Annotated in this window: 15 protein-coding genes; 9 read left to right on the top strand and 6 right to left on the bottom strand. The window is 66.2% G+C overall.

What is annotated here, in order from left to right; translation table 11 throughout:
• Positions 1-30: 30 nt before the first annotated feature.
• The 3 genes from IB257_RS23125 to azu form a co-directional block, all read right to left on the bottom strand.
• A complete protein-coding gene (locus tag IB257_RS23125; RefSeq protein WP_054453176.1) occupies positions 31-894 on the bottom strand; it encodes an undecaprenyl-diphosphate phosphatase in 864 nt (287 codons plus the stop codon).
• 18 nt (positions 895-912) lie between these two features.
• Complete coding sequence (locus tag IB257_RS23120) at positions 913-2496, bottom strand: TerC family protein (RefSeq protein ID WP_054453178.1); 1584 nt, start codon at positions 2494-2496, stop codon at positions 913-915.
• Between the two features lie 195 nt (positions 2497-2691).
• Positions 2692-3141, bottom strand: a complete 450-nt coding sequence (gene azu / locus IB257_RS23115; protein WP_192492882.1) for an azurin — start codon at positions 3139-3141, stop codon at positions 2692-2694.
• Positions 3142-3423: 282 nt separating this feature from the next.
• Here azu and IB257_RS23110 point away from each other — a divergent pair, with 282 nt between their 5' ends.
• The 7 genes from IB257_RS23110 to IB257_RS23080 are packed head-to-tail and all read left to right on the top strand — an operon-like array spanning position 3424 to position 12207.
• On the top strand, positions 3424-5688 hold the full coding sequence (locus tag IB257_RS23110; protein WP_225589091.1) for a NosR/NirI family protein: 2265 nt from the start codon (positions 3424-3426) through the stop codon (positions 5686-5688).
• A gap of 54 nt (positions 5689-5742) precedes the next feature.
• Positions 5743-7659, top strand: coding sequence for a TAT-dependent nitrous-oxide reductase (nosZ, locus tag IB257_RS23105; protein WP_192492881.1), 1917 nt, complete (start codon positions 5743-5745; stop codon positions 7657-7659).
• 29 nt (positions 7660-7688) lie between these two features.
• Positions 7689-8960: a nitrous oxide reductase family maturation protein NosD gene (locus IB257_RS23100; protein ID WP_225589090.1), complete on the top strand. Its 1272-nt coding sequence runs from the start codon at positions 7689-7691 to the stop codon at positions 8958-8960.
• Complete coding sequence (locus tag IB257_RS23095; RefSeq protein WP_054453189.1) at positions 8957-9859, top strand: ABC transporter ATP-binding protein; 903 nt, start codon at positions 8957-8959, stop codon at positions 9857-9859. Before IB257_RS23100 ends, IB257_RS23095 begins: the two co-directional genes overlap by 4 nt.
• Positions 9856-10686 carry an ABC transporter permease gene (locus IB257_RS23090; protein ID WP_192492880.1) on the top strand — a complete coding sequence of 277 codons (831 nt, stop codon included), beginning with the start codon at positions 9856-9858 and terminating at the stop codon, positions 10684-10686. Before IB257_RS23095 ends, IB257_RS23090 begins: the two co-directional genes overlap by 4 nt.
• Positions 10683-11183 (top strand): nitrous oxide reductase accessory protein NosL, encoded by a 501-nt coding sequence (locus IB257_RS23085; RefSeq protein WP_119450062.1) that lies wholly within the window; start codon positions 10683-10685, stop codon positions 11181-11183. The genes IB257_RS23090 and IB257_RS23085 overlap by 4 nt, the downstream gene beginning before the upstream one ends.
• Before the next feature lie 25 nt (positions 11184-11208).
• Positions 11209-12207, top strand: coding sequence for an FAD:protein FMN transferase (locus IB257_RS23080; RefSeq protein WP_192492879.1), 999 nt, complete (start codon positions 11209-11211; stop codon positions 12205-12207).
• A gap of 67 nt (positions 12208-12274) precedes the next feature.
• On the opposite strand, the gene IB257_RS23075 is transcribed toward IB257_RS23080, so the two are convergent.
• Positions 12275-13060, bottom strand: a complete 786-nt coding sequence (locus IB257_RS23075; protein WP_054453195.1) for an inositol monophosphatase family protein — start codon at positions 13058-13060, stop codon at positions 12275-12277.
• 130 nt (positions 13061-13190) lie between these two features.
• On the opposite strand from IB257_RS23075, the gene IB257_RS23070 reads away from it, so the two are divergent.
• Positions 13191-13982, top strand: coding sequence for an RNA methyltransferase (locus IB257_RS23070; RefSeq protein WP_119450064.1), 792 nt, complete (start codon positions 13191-13193; stop codon positions 13980-13982).
• 66 nt (positions 13983-14048) lie between these two features.
• Here IB257_RS23070 and IB257_RS23065 read toward each other — a convergent pair whose 3' ends face one another.
• A complete protein-coding gene (locus IB257_RS23065) occupies positions 14049-15038 on the bottom strand; it encodes a tripartite tricarboxylate transporter substrate binding protein (protein ID WP_054453198.1) in 990 nt (329 codons plus the stop codon).
• A 159-nt stretch (positions 15039-15197) separates the two neighbouring features.
• Between IB257_RS23065 and IB257_RS23060 the strand changes: the two genes are divergently transcribed.
• Positions 15198-15959, top strand: coding sequence for an IclR family transcriptional regulator (locus IB257_RS23060; protein WP_054453200.1), 762 nt, complete (start codon positions 15198-15200; stop codon positions 15957-15959).
• Between the two features lie 75 nt (positions 15960-16034).
• Here IB257_RS23060 and IB257_RS23055 read toward each other — a convergent pair whose 3' ends face one another.
• Entirely contained in the window at positions 16035-16868 is an 834-nt protein-coding gene (locus IB257_RS23055) for a mechanosensitive ion channel family protein (protein ID WP_054453202.1), read from the bottom strand.
• Positions 16869-16878: the final 10 nt, after the last annotated feature.

Here is a 16878-nt window from a genome sequence, read left to right as displayed (position 1 = left end):
GCTGCTGCCGGCGAACCGCCGGCCACGCCATCAGCGCGTGAAGATCCAGGCCGCGACGACGCCGCCGAAGATGATCCGGTACCAGGCGAATACGCGGTAGGTATGGTTGGCGACAAAGCGCAGCACCGCGCGCACCACCACCATCGCGCTCAGGAACGCGGCGATGAAGCCCACCGCGATGCCCGACAGGTCGTGCTGGGTGAGCACGCCGAAGTTCTTGTACATGTCGTACACGGCCGCCCCCAGCATCGTGGGCATGGCCAGGAAGAACGAGAACTCGGTGGCCGTCTTGCGCTGGATGCCGGCGATCATGCCGCCGATGATGGTGGCGCCCGAGCGCGAGGTGCCCGGGATCATGGCCAGGCATTGCGCCACGCCCACGCCGAGGGCCTGCTTCCAGGAGATCTGCTCCAGCGTGCGGGCCGTGGCGCGCTCATCCGAGGCGGTATCGTCGGCCGCGCCCGGCATGTCACCCGGCGTATGGTGCGTCTTGCGCTCCACGTACAGCATGATCAGGCCGCCCAGCACCAGGGTCACGACCACCACGGCCGGGTGATAGAAGATGCTCTTGATGGACTTGATGAAGATGGCGCCGACGACGGCGGCCGGCAGGAAGGCGATGATCAGGTTGCGGGTGAAAGCGACCTCGGTGGGCACCCCGGTCAGCGTGCCGCGGATCAGCGTCAGCAGGCGCGCGCGGAACACCCACATCACCGCCAGGATGGAGCCCAGCTGGATCACCACCTCGAATACCTTGCCCTGGCTGGATTCGAAATTGATCCAGTCGCCCACCAGGATAAGGTGGCCGGTGCTGGACACGGGAATGAATTCCGTCAGGCCCTCGATGATGCCCAGGACGAAAGCTTTGATCAGATATAGGGTGTTTTCGGTCACGATGACAGGTCGGTCCAGTTAGTCGTTGGCTAGGGATTCGTCGTCCGCAAGCATTTCCTGCGGCCGCTTCTCGACGCGCACCAGCGCGATGCGGCGGCCGTCCATTTCCAGGACTTCAAAGCGGAAATGCTCATGGTGGATCTCGTACTCGCAGACGTCGCCCGGCTTGGGCAGGTGCCCGAAGCGCGACAGCAGGTACCCCGCCAGGGTTGAAAAATCCTGGGCGTCATCGACCAGGCCCTCGGTTTCCAGCACCTGCTCGACATGGTGCAGATCAGCCGCGCCGTCGATTTTCCAGGTGTTCTCGCCGTCGGCGACGATGTCGGGAAGCTCATCTTCGTCGGGGAATTCGCCGGCGATCGCCTCGAACACGTCGATCGGCGTCACCAGGCCCTCGATGGCGCCGAACTCGTCGGCCACCAGCACCAGCTGGCCGCGCGAACGCTTGAGCGTGTCCATCAGGCGCAGGATGCCGATGGACTCGTGCACGATGATGGGGTCGCGCAGACGGTTGCGGCGCACCCTGCCCTCGGTGATCAGGTCGGCCACCAGATCCTTGGCGCGGCCGATGCCCAGCACCTCGTCCAGGGAACCCCGGCAAACGGGGAAAAAGCTGTGCGGCGCCTCGGTCAGCTGGCGGCGGATGGTTTCCGGGTCGTCGTCGATGTTGATCCACGACACGTCCGTGCGCGGCGTCATGATCGAACGGATCGACCGCTCGGCCAGGGTCAACACGCCGCTGACCATATTGCGCTCCTCGACCCCGAAAGCCGGGATGGCCGGGCCGTTCGCGCTGGGCAGGTCGGGTTCGTCGGCAGGCGGACGCTTGCCCAGCATGCGCAGCACTGCGGAAGCGGTACGTTCGCGCATCGGCCGGCGCGCATCCAGCTTGAGCAGGTTGCGGCGCGCCACCTGGTTGAGCGCCTCGATGGCGACCGAGAAGCCGATAGCCGCGTACAGGTAGCCCTTGGGCACCTTGAAGCCGAAGGCTTCAGCCAGCAGCGAAAAGCCGATCATGAGCAGGAAGCCCAGGCACAGCACCACCACCGTGGGGTGGGCGTTGACGAAGCGCGTCAGCGGCTTGGACGCCAGCAGCATGATGCCGATGGCGATGATCACGGCAATCATCATGATGGCCAGGTGGTCCACCATGCCGACCGCGGTGATGACCGAGTCCAGCGAGAACACCGCGTCCAGCACCACGATCTGCGTGACGATCACCCAGAAGCTCGCGTACACGCGCGGCCCCGATGAGCCGCCGTGCTGGGAGCCCTCCAGGCGCTCATGCAGTTCCATCGTGCCCTTGAACAGCAGGAACAGGCCGCCGATCATCAGGATCAGGTCGCGGCCCGAGAACGACAGCGGGCCGATGGAAAACAGGGGGGTGGTCAGCGTGACCAGCCATGACATGACCGACAAGAGGCCTAGACGCATGATGAGCGCCAGGCTCAGGCCCATGATGCGCGCGCGGTCGCGTTGCGCAGGGGGCAGCTTGTCCGCCAGGATGGCGATGAAAATCAGGTTATCGATCCCCAGGACGATCTCAAGGACGACCAGGGTAAGCAAGCCGACCCACGCAGTAGGGTCCAGCAGCCACTCCATCAGGAGCTCCAGAAGTTACACGACCGGTAATCGTACATGGAAAATCCGTGACACGCCGGTGACGAACCCCGTCCTTATGCCTGAGGCGCACGCGGTTTAGGCCTGTAGAACCAGGACATCCGGGGTCTGGCGCCATTGCCGGAGCGGACAAAAAAAAACCGGCTTGCAGCCGGCTTTCAGGTCCAGGACAGCCAATCAGTCGCTGAGCTTGAACGTGCCCTTCATCATGGCCCAGTGGCCCGGGAACGAGCAGAAGTAGGCATAGGCCTCGCCCGGGGTGAGCTTGGAAACGTCGAACGTAACCGAATCCGACTCGCCGCCGCCGATGACCTTGGTGTGGGCGATGACGCGGGTGTCTCCCGCCTTGACGTAATCCTGCGGCAGGCCGGCGTTCATGCCGTCGGTGGCCACGGCCGTCTTGTCGGCTTCCTTGGTCAGCACCCAGTTGTGGCCCATGGCGACCTTGGCCATTTTGCCGACGTGCTTGAGATGCACGGTGAATTGCTTGCAGCTTTTGTCGACAACCATTTCCTTCAGGTTGTACTGCATGGCGTCGTTGCTTTCTATGGTTGCTTCGCACTGAGCGGCCAACGCGGGCAGGCTGGCTGCGGACAGGGCGATGGCGAGGGTGGCTTTTGCCAGCATGGAGATTCTCCGTAAACGTTGGCGGCTCTTCCGACACGCGCGAGGCACATGCCTAGCGTCGCTGCCGCCACGCACAAGTCTATGGCGCAGCGCAAAGCGCGCTATTGACCGGCATCAATAGCGCCTCGTTCAACCTCTCCAAAACGGGGATATCCCCTACAAAACGCAGGGGCATTGCCTCCGCACGGTCCGCGCGCGTACGCCGATTGACAAACCGCAATACGACCGATGCCAAGCATTCTTAGGATGCCTGCAAACAAACACAATCAGCAGAGTACGAAAATGCAAGGCAGCACAGCGGCGGGGCGCGGGTTCAGTCGGTACAAGTGGTTCGTGCATGCAGTCTTTCTTTTCTTGCTGCTGCTGTGCTCGGGGGTCTTCAGCGCCGCTCAGGCCCAACGCCTGCCGGATTTCCTGGGTAGCATCCCCATCGGACAGATCTTCCCCGGCGCGGACCGCGCCGACCCGCCCGCCGGCAAGCCCATGGTTGCCAAGGTGTATGCGGGCGCGCGCCAATTGGGCGTGGTCTATCTGACGTCCGACGTCGTCAACACCCGCGGCTACTCCAGCAAGCCCATCGACGTGCTGGTCGGCCTGGCCAATGACAGACGCATCGTCGGCGCGCGCCTCGTGGAGCACCACGAGCCCATCGTGCTCATCGGCATTCCGCAGTCCAAGGTCGACCATTTCATCAGCGGCTACGTCGGGCTGAACTTCGTGGACTCCCCTCCCCGCCATGGCGCCCCGCCGCCCGTGGACATCATCAGCGGCGCGACCGTCACGCTGATGGTGATCGGCGACAGCATCACGCGCTCGGCCATCGCCGTGGCGCGCGCCCATGGCATCGACAAGACCGCCACGGTGGCGCCGTCGGCCGCGCCCGTTGCCGCCCGCGTCGTGGACGATGCGCGCGATGCCGTCCAGTCCTGGCAGGACCTGCTGGATGCCGGAGCGGTGCGCAATCTGCGGCTGAACCCCGAGGACGTGAACCAGGCCTTCCGCGCATCGGGCAGGAACGACGCCGCAGCCAATACAGAAGGCAGCACGGACGCGGACGGCTTCATCGACCTGTACGCCGCGCTGGTCAGCGTACCCGCGATCGGCCGCAGCCTGCTGGGCGACACGGAATGGCAGCGCCTGAAGGAAAGGCTCAAGCCCGGCCAGCAGGCCGTGCTGGTGGCCGGCAACGGCGCCTACTCGTTCAAGGGCTCGGGCTACGTGCGCGGCGGCATCTTCGACCGCATCGAGATCATCCAGGATGAAAGCAGCTTCCGCTTCCGCGATCGCAATCACCAGCGCCTGGCCGACGTGGCCGCGCAGGGCGCGCCCGCGTTCCGCGAGGTAGCCCTGTTCGTCGTGCCCGAGGACGCCGCGCTGGATCCGGTCGCGCCCTGGCGCCTGCAGCTGATGGTGCAACGCGTGCTCAGCGTCAGCGACAAGGCCTTCGTGACCTTCGACCTGAGCTATGAATTGCCTGCGGCCTATACCCGGCCGGTGGCGGGCGCGCAGGCATCCGCCGCGCCCCCGCCGACTGCCGATCAAGCCGCCCCGGCCCAGACTGCGCAGGAAGAAGACGCCGCGCCCGCGCTATGGAAACAGATCTGGCGCGGCAAGGCCGGCCAGGTCGCCGTGCTGACGGTGGCGCTGCTGGTGCTGGTGGGCGTCTTCTTCTTCCAGGACCAGCTCGCCAGCCGTCCGCTGCTGCACGACCGCCTGCGGCTGGCGTTCTTGGCGTTCGCACTGTTCTGGATCGGCTGGTACGGCCAGGCCCAGCTCTCGGTGGTCAACGTGCTGACTTTCTTTTCGGCCATGCGCAGCGACTTCCGCTGGGAATACTTCCTGATGGACCCGCTGGTGTTCATCCTGTGGTGCGCCACGGCCATCTCCATGGTCTTCTGGAACCGCGGCGCCTTCTGCGGCTGGTTATGCCCCTTCGGCGCGCTGCAAGAACTCAGCAACCGCGTCGCCCGCCGCCTGGGTGTGCGCCAGCTCAAGATCAGCCACGGCGTGAACCAGCGCCTGTCGACCCTGAAGTACGTGATCTTCCTGCTGCTGTTCGGCTTCTCCTTGTACGACCTGGCGCTGGCCGAACAGTTGTCCGAGGTCGAACCCTTCAAGACCGCGATCATCCTGCGCTTCATGCGCTACTGGCCGTTCGTCGCATTCGCCGTGGCGCTGCTGGCCGCCGGCCTGTTCGTGGAGCGCTTCTTCTGCCGCTATCTCTGTCCGCTGGGGGCCGCGCTGGCAATCCCTGCGCGGCTGCGCATCTTCAACTGGCTGCGCCGCTACCGCGACTGCGGCAATCCCTGTCAACGCTGCAATCTCGAATGTCCGGTACAGGCGATCGACCCCACCGGCGAGATCAATCCGAACGAGTGCATTCAATGCCTGCACTGCCAGATGCTCTACCACCACGAACAGAAGTGCCCACACCTGATCCAGAAGAAGGCCAAGCGGGAGCGCCGCCGCGCGCCCGCCGCCGAACCCGCCGAGCAGGTCATCGTCATGCACCGCGCGCCGAATCCGAATAGCGAACCTGGCGCCTGATCCCGCTTTCCGCACCGCGGCGCCCGGGGCGCCGTCCCTACCAAGGAGTTATCCATGTCAGACAAGAATCCCGACAAGGCCGGCCTCACCCGCCGCAGCTTCCTCGGCACCGCAGCCATCACGGGCGCCGCCGGCCTGGTGGCCGGGGCGCAGATCTCCACCGCCCACGGCAAGGATGCAAAGGGCGGCGCGAACGGCGTGCTGGGCCACGTCGCGCCCGGCGAGCTGGACGAATACTATGCCTTCAATTCCAGCGGCCAGTCGGGCGAGGTGCGCGTGCTGGGGCTGCCCTCCATGCGCGAACTGGTGCGCATCCCGGTCTTCAACCATTGCAGCGCCACCGGCTGGGGCCGCACCAATGAAAGCCGCAAGATCCTGACCGAAGGCCTCACGCCCGAAACCCGCGAGTACCTGAAGGACAAGGGCGGCGTCTTCATCAACGGCGACGCGCACCACCCGCACCTGTCCTTCACCGACCGCACCTACGACGGCCGCTATCTGTTCATCAACGACAAGGCCAACAACCGCGTCGCGCGCATCCGCCTGGATGTAATGAAGACGGACAAGATCACCGAGCTACCCAACGTCTCCGGCGTGCATGGCCTGCGGCCGCAGCGCTACCCGCGCACGGGCTACGTTTTCGCCAACGGCGAGCACATCATCCCGCTGCCCAACGACGGCAAGGTGACGGACGATCCCAAGAAGAACTTCTTCGCCATCTACACCGCCCTGGACGGCGACACCATGAAGGTCGCCTGGCAGGTGCTGGTCGACGGCAACCTGGACAACGGCGACGCCGACTACCAGGGCAAGTACTCGTTCTCCACCTGCTACAACTCGGAGAAGGGCGTCACGGTGGAAGAAGCCTCGGCCAACGAGCAGGACTGGGTCGTGGTGTTCAACATCAAGCGCATCGAGGAAGCCGTCAAGAATGGCGACTTCAAGATGATGGGCGGCGTGCCGGTCGTCGACGGACGCCACGGTTCCAAGTACACCCGCTACATCCCCGTGCCGAACTCGCCGCACGGCTGCAACGCTGCGCCCGACGGCATCCACCTGGTGCTCAACGGCAAGCTCTCGCCCACCGTCACGGTGTTGGACGTGCGCACGCTGGACGATCTGTTCGACGACAAGATCAAGCCGCGCGACTGCGTGGTGGCGGAGCCGCAGTTGGGCCTGGGGCCGCTGCACACGGCGTTCGACGGCCGCGGCAACGCCTACACCACGCTGTTCATCGACAGCCAGATGGTCAAGTGGAACATCGACAAGGCAAAGCGCGCCTACAAGGGCGAAAAGGTCGACCCGATCATCCAGAAGCTGGACGTGCACTATCAGCCCGGTCACAACCATTCGACCATGGGCGAGACCCGCGAGGCCGACGGCAAATGGCTGGTGTCGCTGAACAAGTTCTCGAAGGACCGTTTCCTTAACGTCGGCCCGCTCAAGCCCGAGAACGACCAGCTCATCGACATTTCCGGCGACGAGATGAAACTGGTGCATGACGGCCCCAGCTTCGCCGAGCCGCACGACATGTGCCTGGTGCACCGCTCCAAGGTCCATCCGGTAAGCGTCTGGAAGCGCGACGACCCAATGTGGGAAGACTCCCGCCAGATGGCCAAGAAGGACGGCGTTTCGCTGGACGATGCGGCCAAGGTCGTGCGCGACGGCAACAAGGTGCGCGTGTACATGATGGCGGTCGCGCCCATGTTCAGCATCAAGAAGTTCGAGGTCAACCAGGGCGACGAGGTCACCGTGGTGGTCACGAACATGGAAGTGATCGAGGACCTGACGCACGGCTTCACGCTCGAAGGCCATGGCATCGCCATGGAGATCGGGCCGCAGGCCACATCCTCGGTCACCTTCACGGCGGACCGGCCGGGCGTGTATTGGTACTACTGCCAGTGGTTTTGCCACGCCCTGCACATGGAGATGTCCGGCCAGATGGTCGTCCATCCCAAGAAGACCGCGTAGCGCAAATGAAGCTCGCCGCAATCCTTGGGATGAGCGCAAGCAGGACCGCCGGCGCCGCGCTGCTGGCGGCCGCCGGGCTGGCGCTGTCGGGCGCGGCGGCCGCGGCGACCGTGGAGATCGCCGCGGGCGCCGACCTGACGGCGGCGATCGCCTCTGCCGCGGCCGGCGACGTGCTGCGGCTGGCGCCCGGCTCCTACGCCGGCGGCATCGTCATCGACAAGCCCCTGACGCTGGAAGGCCCCCAGGACCGTTCGGCCGTCATCGCCGGCACGCGCCAGGGGCGCACCGTCTGGGTCACGGCCGCGGACGTGTCGCTGCGCAACCTGACCGTCACGCGTTCCGGCCTGAGCCTGTCCGACATGGACGCCGGCATCTTCCTGGACCGCGAGGCGCACCGCGCGCTGGTGGAGCGCAACGACGTCCTGGACAACCTGGTCGGCGTGCACGTCTGGGGGCCAGCCGACGCTACCGTCCGCGGCAACCGCATCGTGGGCAACAAGGAGCTGCGCGTGGCCGAGAGAGGCAACGGCGTGACGCTGTGGAACACGCCAGGCACGCGCGTGCTGGACAACGACATATCCGCCGGCCGCGATGGCATCTTCGTCAACACCAGCAAGCTCAACACGTTCAGCGGCAACCGCTTCCACGACCTGCGCTACGCGGTGCACTACATGTACACCAACGATAGCGAGATCAGCGGCAACGTATCCACTGGCACCGACATCGCCTACGCCATCATGTATTCGCACCGGCTGGTGGTGCGCGACAACGTCGCGCTGGACAGCCAGGAGCAGGGCCTGATGTTGAACTACGCCAACCATTCCACGATCGCCAACAACACGGTGGACCGCGCCGGGAAATGCGTGTTCATCTACAACGCCAACCGCAACACCTTCCTGGACAACCATTTCTCCAACTGCGACATCGGCGTGCATTTCACGGCCGGGTCCGAAGGCAACCGGATCTCGGGCAACGCCTTCATCAACAACCGCAACCAGGTGAAGTACGTGGGCACGCGCACACTGGACTGGTCGGTGGACGGGCGCGGCAATTACTGGAGCGACAACACCGCGTTCGACCTGGACGGCGACGGCATCGCCGACACCGCCTACCGGCCGAACGACGTGGTCGACCAGTTGCTGTGGCGCGCGCCGGCGGCCCGCATCCTGCTGAACAGCCCGTCGATTTCCATCGTGCGCTGGGCCCAGTCGCAGTTTCCCGCCATCCTGCCAGGCGGCGTGATCGACAGCGCCCCGCTGATGCAGCCTCCGCCCACCGCAAGCACCAAGGAATCCCCATGAGCACCGACCTGGTGGCGCTTACCGGCGTCAGCAAGCACTATGGCGCGCATCAGGCCATCGACGGCCTGGACCTGCAGCTGCGCGAAGGCGAATGCGTTGCGCTCGCCGGACACAATGGCGCCGGCAAGAGCACGATGATCAAGCTCATCCTGGGCCTGATACGTCCCACCCGCGGCCGCGTCGCGATCTTCGGCCAGGACGCGCACAGCCCCGCCGCGGCGCGCCTGCGCGGCCGGATCGGCTACCTGCCCGAGACCGTGGCGCTGCATCCCTCGATGACCGGCGAGGAAACCCTGGCGTTCTACGCCAGGCTCAAGCGCCAGCCGCTGTCGGGCAACGCCGCGCTGCTGGAGAAGGTCGGCATCGCCGGCGCCGCGCGCCGCCGCGTGGGCGGCTACTCCAAGGGCATGCGGCAGCGCCTGGCGCTGGCGCAGGCGCTGCTGGGCCAGCCCCGCGTGCTGCTGTTCGACGAGCCCACCACCGGCCTGGACCCCGCCTCGCGCCTGATGTTCTACGACATCGTCCACGAACTGCGCGCGGCCGGCGCCACGATACTGCTGAGCACGCACGCCCTGTCCGAACTGGCCGGCCATGCGGACCGCATCGTCGTGATGAAGGCCGGAAAAAAGATCGCCGACGGCGCGATGTCGGCGCTGCGGCGCTCCACCGGGCTGCCTATCCGCATCCGCCTGACCTTTGCCGATGCCAGCGCGCCGCCGCCCGGCGGCGATTGGCGCCGCATCGATGCCGGGCGCTTTGAACTGGCCTGCCCCGAGAGCGGCAAGGTCGAAGCGATCCGCGGCATCGGCGCACTGTCGTCGGCCATCGCCGACCTCGACATCCAGGTCCCGGGCCTGGACGACATCTATGCACATCTGCTTGAACGGGAAGACGTATGAACGCGGTATGCACCATCATCGGCAAGGAAATCCGCGACGGCCTGCGCAATCGCTGGGTGCTGGCGACCGCCCTGCTGCTGGCCGCGCTGGCGCTGGCGCTGGGCCTTTTGGGCAGCTCGCCCACGGGCACCGTCAAGGCCGAGCCGCTGACCGTCACGGTGGTCAGCCTGTCCAGCCTGTCGATCTTCCTGGTGCCGCTCATTGCCATGCTGCTGGCCTATGACGCCGTGGTCGGCGAGGTCGACCGGGGCACGATGGCGCTGCTGCTCAGCTACCCGGTTTCGCGCGGCCAGGTATTGATCGGCAAATTCATCGGCCACCTGGCCATCCTGGCGCTGGCCACGGGCGCGGGCTACGGTTCCGCCGGGCTGACGCTGCAATGGGCCTACGGCGGCCTGGACCCCAGCGCCTGGCAGCCGTTCGCCCTATTGATCGGCGCCAGCGTGCTGCTGGGCGCGAGCTTTCTCGCCATGGGCTACCTGATCAGTTCGCTGGTGCGCGAGCGCGCCACGGCCGCCGGCATCGCCGTCGGCGTCTGGCTGTTCTTCGTGGTGATCTACGACATGGCGCTGCTGGGCGTGCTGGCGGCCGACCAGGGCCGCCACGTCAGCCCCGGCCTGCTCAACGCGCTGCTGCTGCTCAACCCGTCCGACGTATACCGCCTGCTCAACCTGACGGGCTTCGAGAACATTTCGCTGTATGCCGGCATGGCGGGCGTGAGCGACCAGGCCAGCCTGCCGCTCGCCGCGCTGGTCGCGGCGCTGCTGCTGTGGATCGCCGTGCCGTTCCTGCTGGCGACCGCCGCTTTCAGGAACAAACCGCTATGAAATCCCTGCGACTCATGCTGGCCACCTCCATCGTGCTGCTGGCCGCGGGCTGCGGCAGCGGCGCCGCGCCCGAAACCGCGCCTCCGCCGCAGGCCGTGACGACGGAGTCCGTCGGCCATTACTGCGGCATGGCGCTGAGCGAACACAACGGTCCCAAGGGACAGATATTCGTCAAGGGGCAGGCCGCGCCCGTGTGGTTCTCCTCGATCAAGCAGGTCTTCGCCTACACCCTGCTGCCCGAAGAACCCAAGGGCATCAGCGCCATCTACGTCAACGACATGTCCACCGCGGGCGCGGGCGGCGCGCCGGACCCGGCGGCCTGGATCGACGCGCGGCAGGCGTACTACGTCATCGAAGGCCGCTACATCGGCGGCATGGGCGCCGAAGATGCCATCCCCTTCTCCCGCCGCGACCATGCGCAGGCTTTCGCCGATACCCACGGCGGCCGCGTCGTCACCTTTGCCGACGTGCCGGAAAGCTATGTCTTCGCCCAATAGCCCGCGCCTCTACAGACCTATCGCCATGAACCCTACCCGCCGCCGTTTCATCGGCATCGCCGCCGCAGCCAGCGCGCTGGCACTGGCCCCCGTCGCCGCGCGCCGCGCCGCCGCCTCGATTGCACCCATCACCTGGCAAGGCACGGCGCTGGGGGCCGATGCCGAGCTGCGTCTCTACCATCCCGACGCCGCAGCGGCCCAGCGCCTGATCGCGCAGTCCTTGCAGGAACTGCGGCGGCTGGAAGCCATCTTCAGCCTCTATCGCGACGACAGCGCGCTTTCGCGTTTGAACCGCCAGGGCTTCCTGGACAATCCGCCGGCCGACTTGCTGCGGCTCTTGAGCGAAAGCCGGCGCTACAGCGAATTGACCTCAGGCATGTTCGATCCCACCGTGCAGCCGCTGTGGCAGCTGTATGCCGAACACTTCTCGCAGCCCGGCGCCGCCGCCGACGGTCCGCCGGCCCAGGCCATCGCGCAGGCGCTATCGCGCGTGTCGCATGCCGACGTGATGCTGGACGACAGCCGCATCGAACTGCTGCGGCCCGGCATGGGCATCACGCTCAACGGCATCGCCCAGGGCTACATCACCGACCGTGTCACCGATCTGCTCAGGCGCGGCGGGCTGGAACGGGCGCTGGTAGACATGGGCGAAATACAGGGGCTGGACGGCAACGCTACGCCGCAGCCCTGGAAGGTCGGCATCGCCGACCCGCGCGACCCGGCGCGCCTGCTCGCAAGCGCCAGCATGACGAACCAGGCCCTGGCGACTTCCGGCGGCTATGGCACCGCCATCGACCCCGCGGGCCGGTACACGCATCTGTTCGATCCCCGCACCGGCCGCGCGCGGCCGCGATACCTGAGCGTGTCCGTCATGGCGCCGTCCGCGACCATGGCCGATGCCCTATCGACGGCTTTCTCGAACATGCCGCTGGAAACGACGCAGGCGGTGGTGCGGGAGCTGGGGCTGCGCGCGTGGTTTGTGGCGGAGGATGGGCAGTTGGTATTGCAGGGTCAGGCCGGCTGAGCCTGCGCCCGCGCATGAAAAAACCGGCCATGGCCGGTTTATTTCATTCTGGCGGAAGCGTTCCGCCTCAAGCCGCCGAAGGCGGATTCAGCGAGGACAGCATCTGCGTGAAGATCTTGGGGCTGGCGGCCAGCACGTTGCCGCTGTCCATCCAGCCTTGCTCGCCGTCGAAGTCGGCCACCAGGCCGCCGGCTTCCAGCACCATCAGGCTGCCTGCCGCCAGGTCCCAGGCCTTCAGGCCCACGCCGCAGAAGCCGTCCAGGCGGCCGCAGGCCACGTAGGCCAGGTCCAGCACGGTGGAGCCCAGGCGGCGCACGCCGGTGCTGCCTTCGGCCATCTGGCGGAAACGCGCGGAGCCTTGTTCCGGATCGCCGGAGTTGGGCCAGTGCGCGCCCAGCAGGGCCTCGTGGTAGCGGGTACGGCCCGAGACGCGCACGCGGCGGTCGTTCAGGAAGGTGCCGCTGCCACGGCTGGCCGTGAACAGTTCATTGCGGGTCGGGTCATAGATGACCGCCTGCGTGACCTGGCCGCGCTGCGTCAGCGCGATCGACACGGCGTAGTTGGGCAGGCCGTGGATGAAGTTGGTGGTGCCATCCAGGGGATCGATGATCCACTGGAATTCCGCCTGGTCGGGGCCTTGCAGGCCGAATTCCTCGCCCAGCACGGCGTGGTCCGGGTAAGCCGCGCGCAGCGTCTCGACGATCGACTCCTCGGCGGCGCGATCGACTTCCGTGACATAATCCCGCGGCCCCTTGCGAGCCACGCTGAGTCGTTCCAAATCCATGCTGGCACGGTTGATAATGGTGCCGGCACGCCGGGCCGCCTTGATGGCGATGTTGAGCATCGGGTGCATAAAATTCCGTACGAATGCGATGAGTTGGCTTGATGATAGGCCGCTTGCCGCCCCCCGGTCCGCCGTTCCCCGACAGGGGGAAATCGACCCAAAAAACCAGGAAGGCACTAAGCCAAACGTGCCATTTTAAATGACTCAAGCATTTTCACGTGTTCGCTTCGTTATGGTGAACCCCAGCCACCCCGGAAACGTGGGTTCGGCGGCCCGCGCCATCAAGACGATGGGCTTCTCCGAACTGGTTCTGGTCGAGCCTAAATTTCCAGATGTAACAAGCCAGCCGGAGGCCGTGGCGCTCGCCAGCGGCGCGCTGGACGTGCTGGAAAACGCCCGCATCTACGGGTCCCTGGAAGAAGCGCTGGCGCCGGTCACCATGGCTTTCGCGCTGACCGCGCGGGTACGCGACCTGGGCCCCCCGCCCTGCGACATCCGCCAGGCGGCCGAACTGGCCCGCGCCCACCTGGGCGAAACGGCCGAAGGCGTGGCCGCCGTGGTGCTGGGCACCGAACGCGCCGGGCTCACCAACGCCCAGATCGCGCTGTGCCACCGCATCTGCCATATCCCTGCCAATCCTGAGTACAGCTCGTTGAACGTGGCCCAGGCCCTGCAGCTGGCCGCCTGGGAGCTGCGCTACGCGCTGCTGGTGGACCAGGGCGCGGCGCTGCTGCCGGCCTCCACCGCGCAAGAGGCGCCGCGCGGCGCGGCGCCGGCTTCGGGCGAGGCAGTGCAGGCCTTCCTGGCGCACTGGGAAGAAGCGCTGGTCGGCGTGCAGTTCCTGGATCCTGCCCACCCCAAGAAGCTGATGCCGCGCATGCGGCACCTGTACTCCCGCCTTGCGCTGAGCCGCGACGAGGTGGACATGATGCGCGGGGTCTGCACCGCCATGCTGGCCACGGCGCGCCGCAACGGCGGGGCAAAAAAATAGGGGCGCAGGCTTACGCCTGTCCCCCAGCAAGGTTTGCCGGGCGGCTTGCCGCCCGGAAATCGAACATCAGTCCACCTTGGCGCCCGAGGCCTTGACCACGGGGGCCCAGCCTTCCACTTCCGACTTGATGAACTGGCCGAATTCGGCCGGCGTCGTCTTCACGCCCACGGCGCCCAGCTTCTCGAAGCTGAGCTGCACTTCGGGCTTGTCCAGGGCCTTGACCATGGCGGCGTTGAGCTTGTTGACGACTTCCGGCGGCGTGCCGGCGGGCGCGATCAGGCCGAACCACGAAGACACGTCGAAGTTGGCGAAACCGGATTCCTTCATGGTCGGCACGTCAGGCGCGCTCTTGGAGCGTTCGGTCGTGGTCACGGCCAGGGCGCGCAGCTTGCCCGACTGCACGTGGGGCCAGGCCGACGGCATGTTGTCGAACATGAACTGCACCTGGCCGCCGATCAGGTCGGTCACGGCCGGCGCGCTGCCCTTGTAGGGCACGTGCAGCACGTCGATGCCGGTCTGCATCTTGAAGAGTTCGCCCGCCATGTGGATGGACGTGCCGCTGCCGGACGAGGCGAACGCCAGCTTGCCGGGATTCTTCTTGGCGTAGTCCACCAGTTCCTGCACCGATTTCACGGGCACTGTCGGGTTCACCACCAGGATGTTCGGCACCTTGGCGCCCAGCGCCACCGGCGTGAAATCCTTGGTCAGGTCGAAATTGACGTTCTTGTACAGCGTCTGGTTGATGGCGCTGGTCACGGCCACGAACAGCAGCGTGTAGCCGTCGGGGTCTGCGCGCTTTACCTGGTCGGTGGCGATATTGCTGCCGGCGCCCGGCTTGTTCTCGACCACGAAGGACTGGCCGAGGCTTTCGGTCAGCTCCTTGGCCATGATGCGGGCGATCACGTCAGTGGTGCCGCCGGCGGAAAAACCGACCACGATGCGGACGGGCTTGTCGGGATAGGCGGCATGGGCCGAACCCATTGCGAATGCGCTTGCGGCGGTAGCCAGAAGGGTGGCGGCAATGCGCCGCAGTCCAGGCTTTTGACCTGTAGTCATAGAGTCTCCGTGCAGGTACTGTCCATTGAATGGACGATTTGAATTGTTCGATGCAGCATTCTGAGCTATACACATGCACTGCATCAAGGTAGAGTCCACAGCACGGACAGTGGTTTTCCCTTGAATATTCCGTAATAACCCGAGTTTTCAGAGATTTTCATGCAAGATAGCGACGCCGCGGCCGCGGGCCCACGCACATTGCGGCGCGGATTGGCCGTCCTGGCCGCCCTGCGGGACCAGGGCCCTGACGGCCTGAGCGTGACCGATATCGCCCGCCTCACGGGCATACAGCGTCCCACCATCTACCGCCTGCTGGCCGCCCTGCTGGATGCCGGGCTGGTGCTGGCCGTGACCGGCACCAAGAAGTACCGCGCCCAGTTGGCGGTGGACCCGGACACGCGCTCGCGCGACCCGCGCGTGCGCCAGTTGCTGCCCGTGCTGCGGCGCCTGGCCGATCGCACCGGCGACGCGGTATTCCTGGTAGTGCGCGAAGAGGACGACTCCATCAGCCTGCATCGCGAGATCGGCAGCTATCCGGTGCAGATCCTGGCCACCTACGCCGGCAAGCGCCAGCCGCTGGGGGTGGGATCGGGCGGCATGGCCTTGCTGGCCGCCCTGCCCGACGACGTTGCGCGCGGCATCGTCGAGCGCAACTCGGGCCGGCTGGACGAATACGGCGGCATGACGCCGCAGGAAATGTTCCGCCTGATCGAAAACACCCGCGCCCGCGGCTATTCCGTGGTGGGCAACCACGCGGTGCGCGGCGCACTGGGCGTGGGCTGCGCGCTGCTGGACGCGCAGGGCGCGCCTATCCTGGCGGTCAGCGTCACGGCCATCATCGACCGCATGCCGGCCCAGCGCCAGCGCGAAATCGCCGGTTGGATCAAGAACGAACTGGCGCGCCTGTCCATGCAGGCCTGAGGCCTGCTTGCCGCCGGCAAAAAAAAGGGGCGCCCAGCGGGGCGCCCATTGTCATTCCAGGGAAGGCCACCTGCTTCAGGCCGCGGCTCCCGGCTTGGCGTTCTGGATCTCGCGCATGGGGATCGGCGGCTGGAAGCCCGCGTCTTCCAGCGACTTGCGGATGTCCTGGTACAGGCCCCAGCGCAGGTCCCAGTACTTGGCCGACTCGGTCCATACCCGCACGTTCACGACCACGCCGTTCTCCTTGTAGTCGACCACCTTCACCAGCGGCTCGGGATCCTTCAGCGTTTCCGGGCGTGCGTCGACGATGGCGCGCAGCTTGGCCACCACCACTTCCAGGTTGTCGCCATAGCGCACCGGCACCGGGATATCCAGGCGGCGCGTCTTGTTGCGGCTGTAGTTGGTGATCGTGGCGTTCCACACCGTGCTGTTGGGCAAGGTCAGATGGATGCCGTCGACCTGGATCAGGCGCGTCAGGAAGAGGCCGACCTCTTCCACCGTGCCGTCCACGCCGGTGCTGAGCGCCACGTATTCGCCCGCGCGTATCGGGCGCAGGATCAACAGCATGATGCCGGCGGCGATGTTCTGCAGCGTGCCCTGCAAGGCCAGGCCCACGGCCAGGCCGGCTGCGCCCAGCACGGCGATCAGGCTGGCCGTCTGCACCCCGAAACGCGCCAGCACCGCAATCACGGTGAAGATGCGCACCGTCCAGACCACCGTGCTGTAGAACATGGGCACGATGGTCGGATCGATCTTCTTGGAGCGCGTCGCGGCGCGGCGGACCCAGCTGCCCAGCAGCGACGACACCCACCAGCCGATGATGAGGATCAGCAGCGCAACCGCCAGATTGAGGCCCAGGTCGACCAGCTTGGGAGCCCAGGCGTTAAATTCTTTCAAGGCTTCTTCCATGGATACTCCT

The sequence above is a fragment of the Achromobacter sp. ACM03 genome, assembly GCF_014851665.1.
Classification (GTDB): Bacteria; Pseudomonadota; Gammaproteobacteria; order Burkholderiales; family Burkholderiaceae_B; genus Achromobacter; species Achromobacter aegrifaciens.
The sequence above is the reverse complement of the archived record's forward strand: the minus strand, read 5'-3'. Positions and strand labels throughout refer to the sequence as shown.

What these genes read in the sequence shown, in the direction of transcription:
- IB257_RS23120 (WP_054453178.1), bottom strand. Translation starts at nt 2,496, where the DNA reads ATGGAGTGGCTGCTGGACCCTACTGCGTGGGTCGGCTTGCTTACCCTG.
- azu (WP_192492882.1), bottom strand. Translation starts at nt 3,141, where the DNA reads ATGCTGGCAAAAGCCACCCTCGCCATCGCCCTGTCCGCAGCCAGCCTG.
- IB257_RS23110 (WP_225589091.1), top strand. Translation starts at nt 3,424, where the DNA reads ATGCAAGGCAGCACAGCGGCGGGGCGCGGGTTCAGTCGGTACAAGTGG.
- nosZ (WP_192492881.1), top strand. Translation starts at nt 5,743, where the DNA reads ATGTCAGACAAGAATCCCGACAAGGCCGGCCTCACCCGCCGCAGCTTC.
- IB257_RS23100 (WP_225589090.1), top strand. Translation starts at nt 7,689, where the DNA reads ATGAGCGCAAGCAGGACCGCCGGCGCCGCGCTGCTGGCGGCCGCCGGG.
- IB257_RS23095 (WP_054453189.1), top strand. Translation starts at nt 8,957, where the DNA reads ATGAGCACCGACCTGGTGGCGCTTACCGGCGTCAGCAAGCACTATGGC.
- IB257_RS23090 (WP_192492880.1), top strand. Translation starts at nt 9,856, where the DNA reads ATGAACGCGGTATGCACCATCATCGGCAAGGAAATCCGCGACGGCCTG.
- IB257_RS23085 (WP_119450062.1), top strand. Translation starts at nt 10,683, where the DNA reads ATGAAATCCCTGCGACTCATGCTGGCCACCTCCATCGTGCTGCTGGCC.
- IB257_RS23080 (WP_192492879.1), top strand. Translation starts at nt 11,209, where the DNA reads ATGAACCCTACCCGCCGCCGTTTCATCGGCATCGCCGCCGCAGCCAGC.
- IB257_RS23075 (WP_054453195.1), bottom strand. Translation starts at nt 13,060, where the DNA reads ATGCACCCGATGCTCAACATCGCCATCAAGGCGGCCCGGCGTGCCGGC.
- IB257_RS23070 (WP_119450064.1), top strand. Translation starts at nt 13,191, where the DNA reads ATGACTCAAGCATTTTCACGTGTTCGCTTCGTTATGGTGAACCCCAGC.
- IB257_RS23065 (WP_054453198.1), bottom strand. Translation starts at nt 15,038, where the DNA reads ATGACTACAGGTCAAAAGCCTGGACTGCGGCGCATTGCCGCCACCCTT.
- IB257_RS23060 (WP_054453200.1), top strand. Translation starts at nt 15,198, where the DNA reads ATGCAAGATAGCGACGCCGCGGCCGCGGGCCCACGCACATTGCGGCGC.
- IB257_RS23055 (WP_054453202.1), bottom strand. Translation starts at nt 16,868, where the DNA reads ATGGAAGAAGCCTTGAAAGAATTTAACGCCTGGGCTCCCAAGCTGGTC.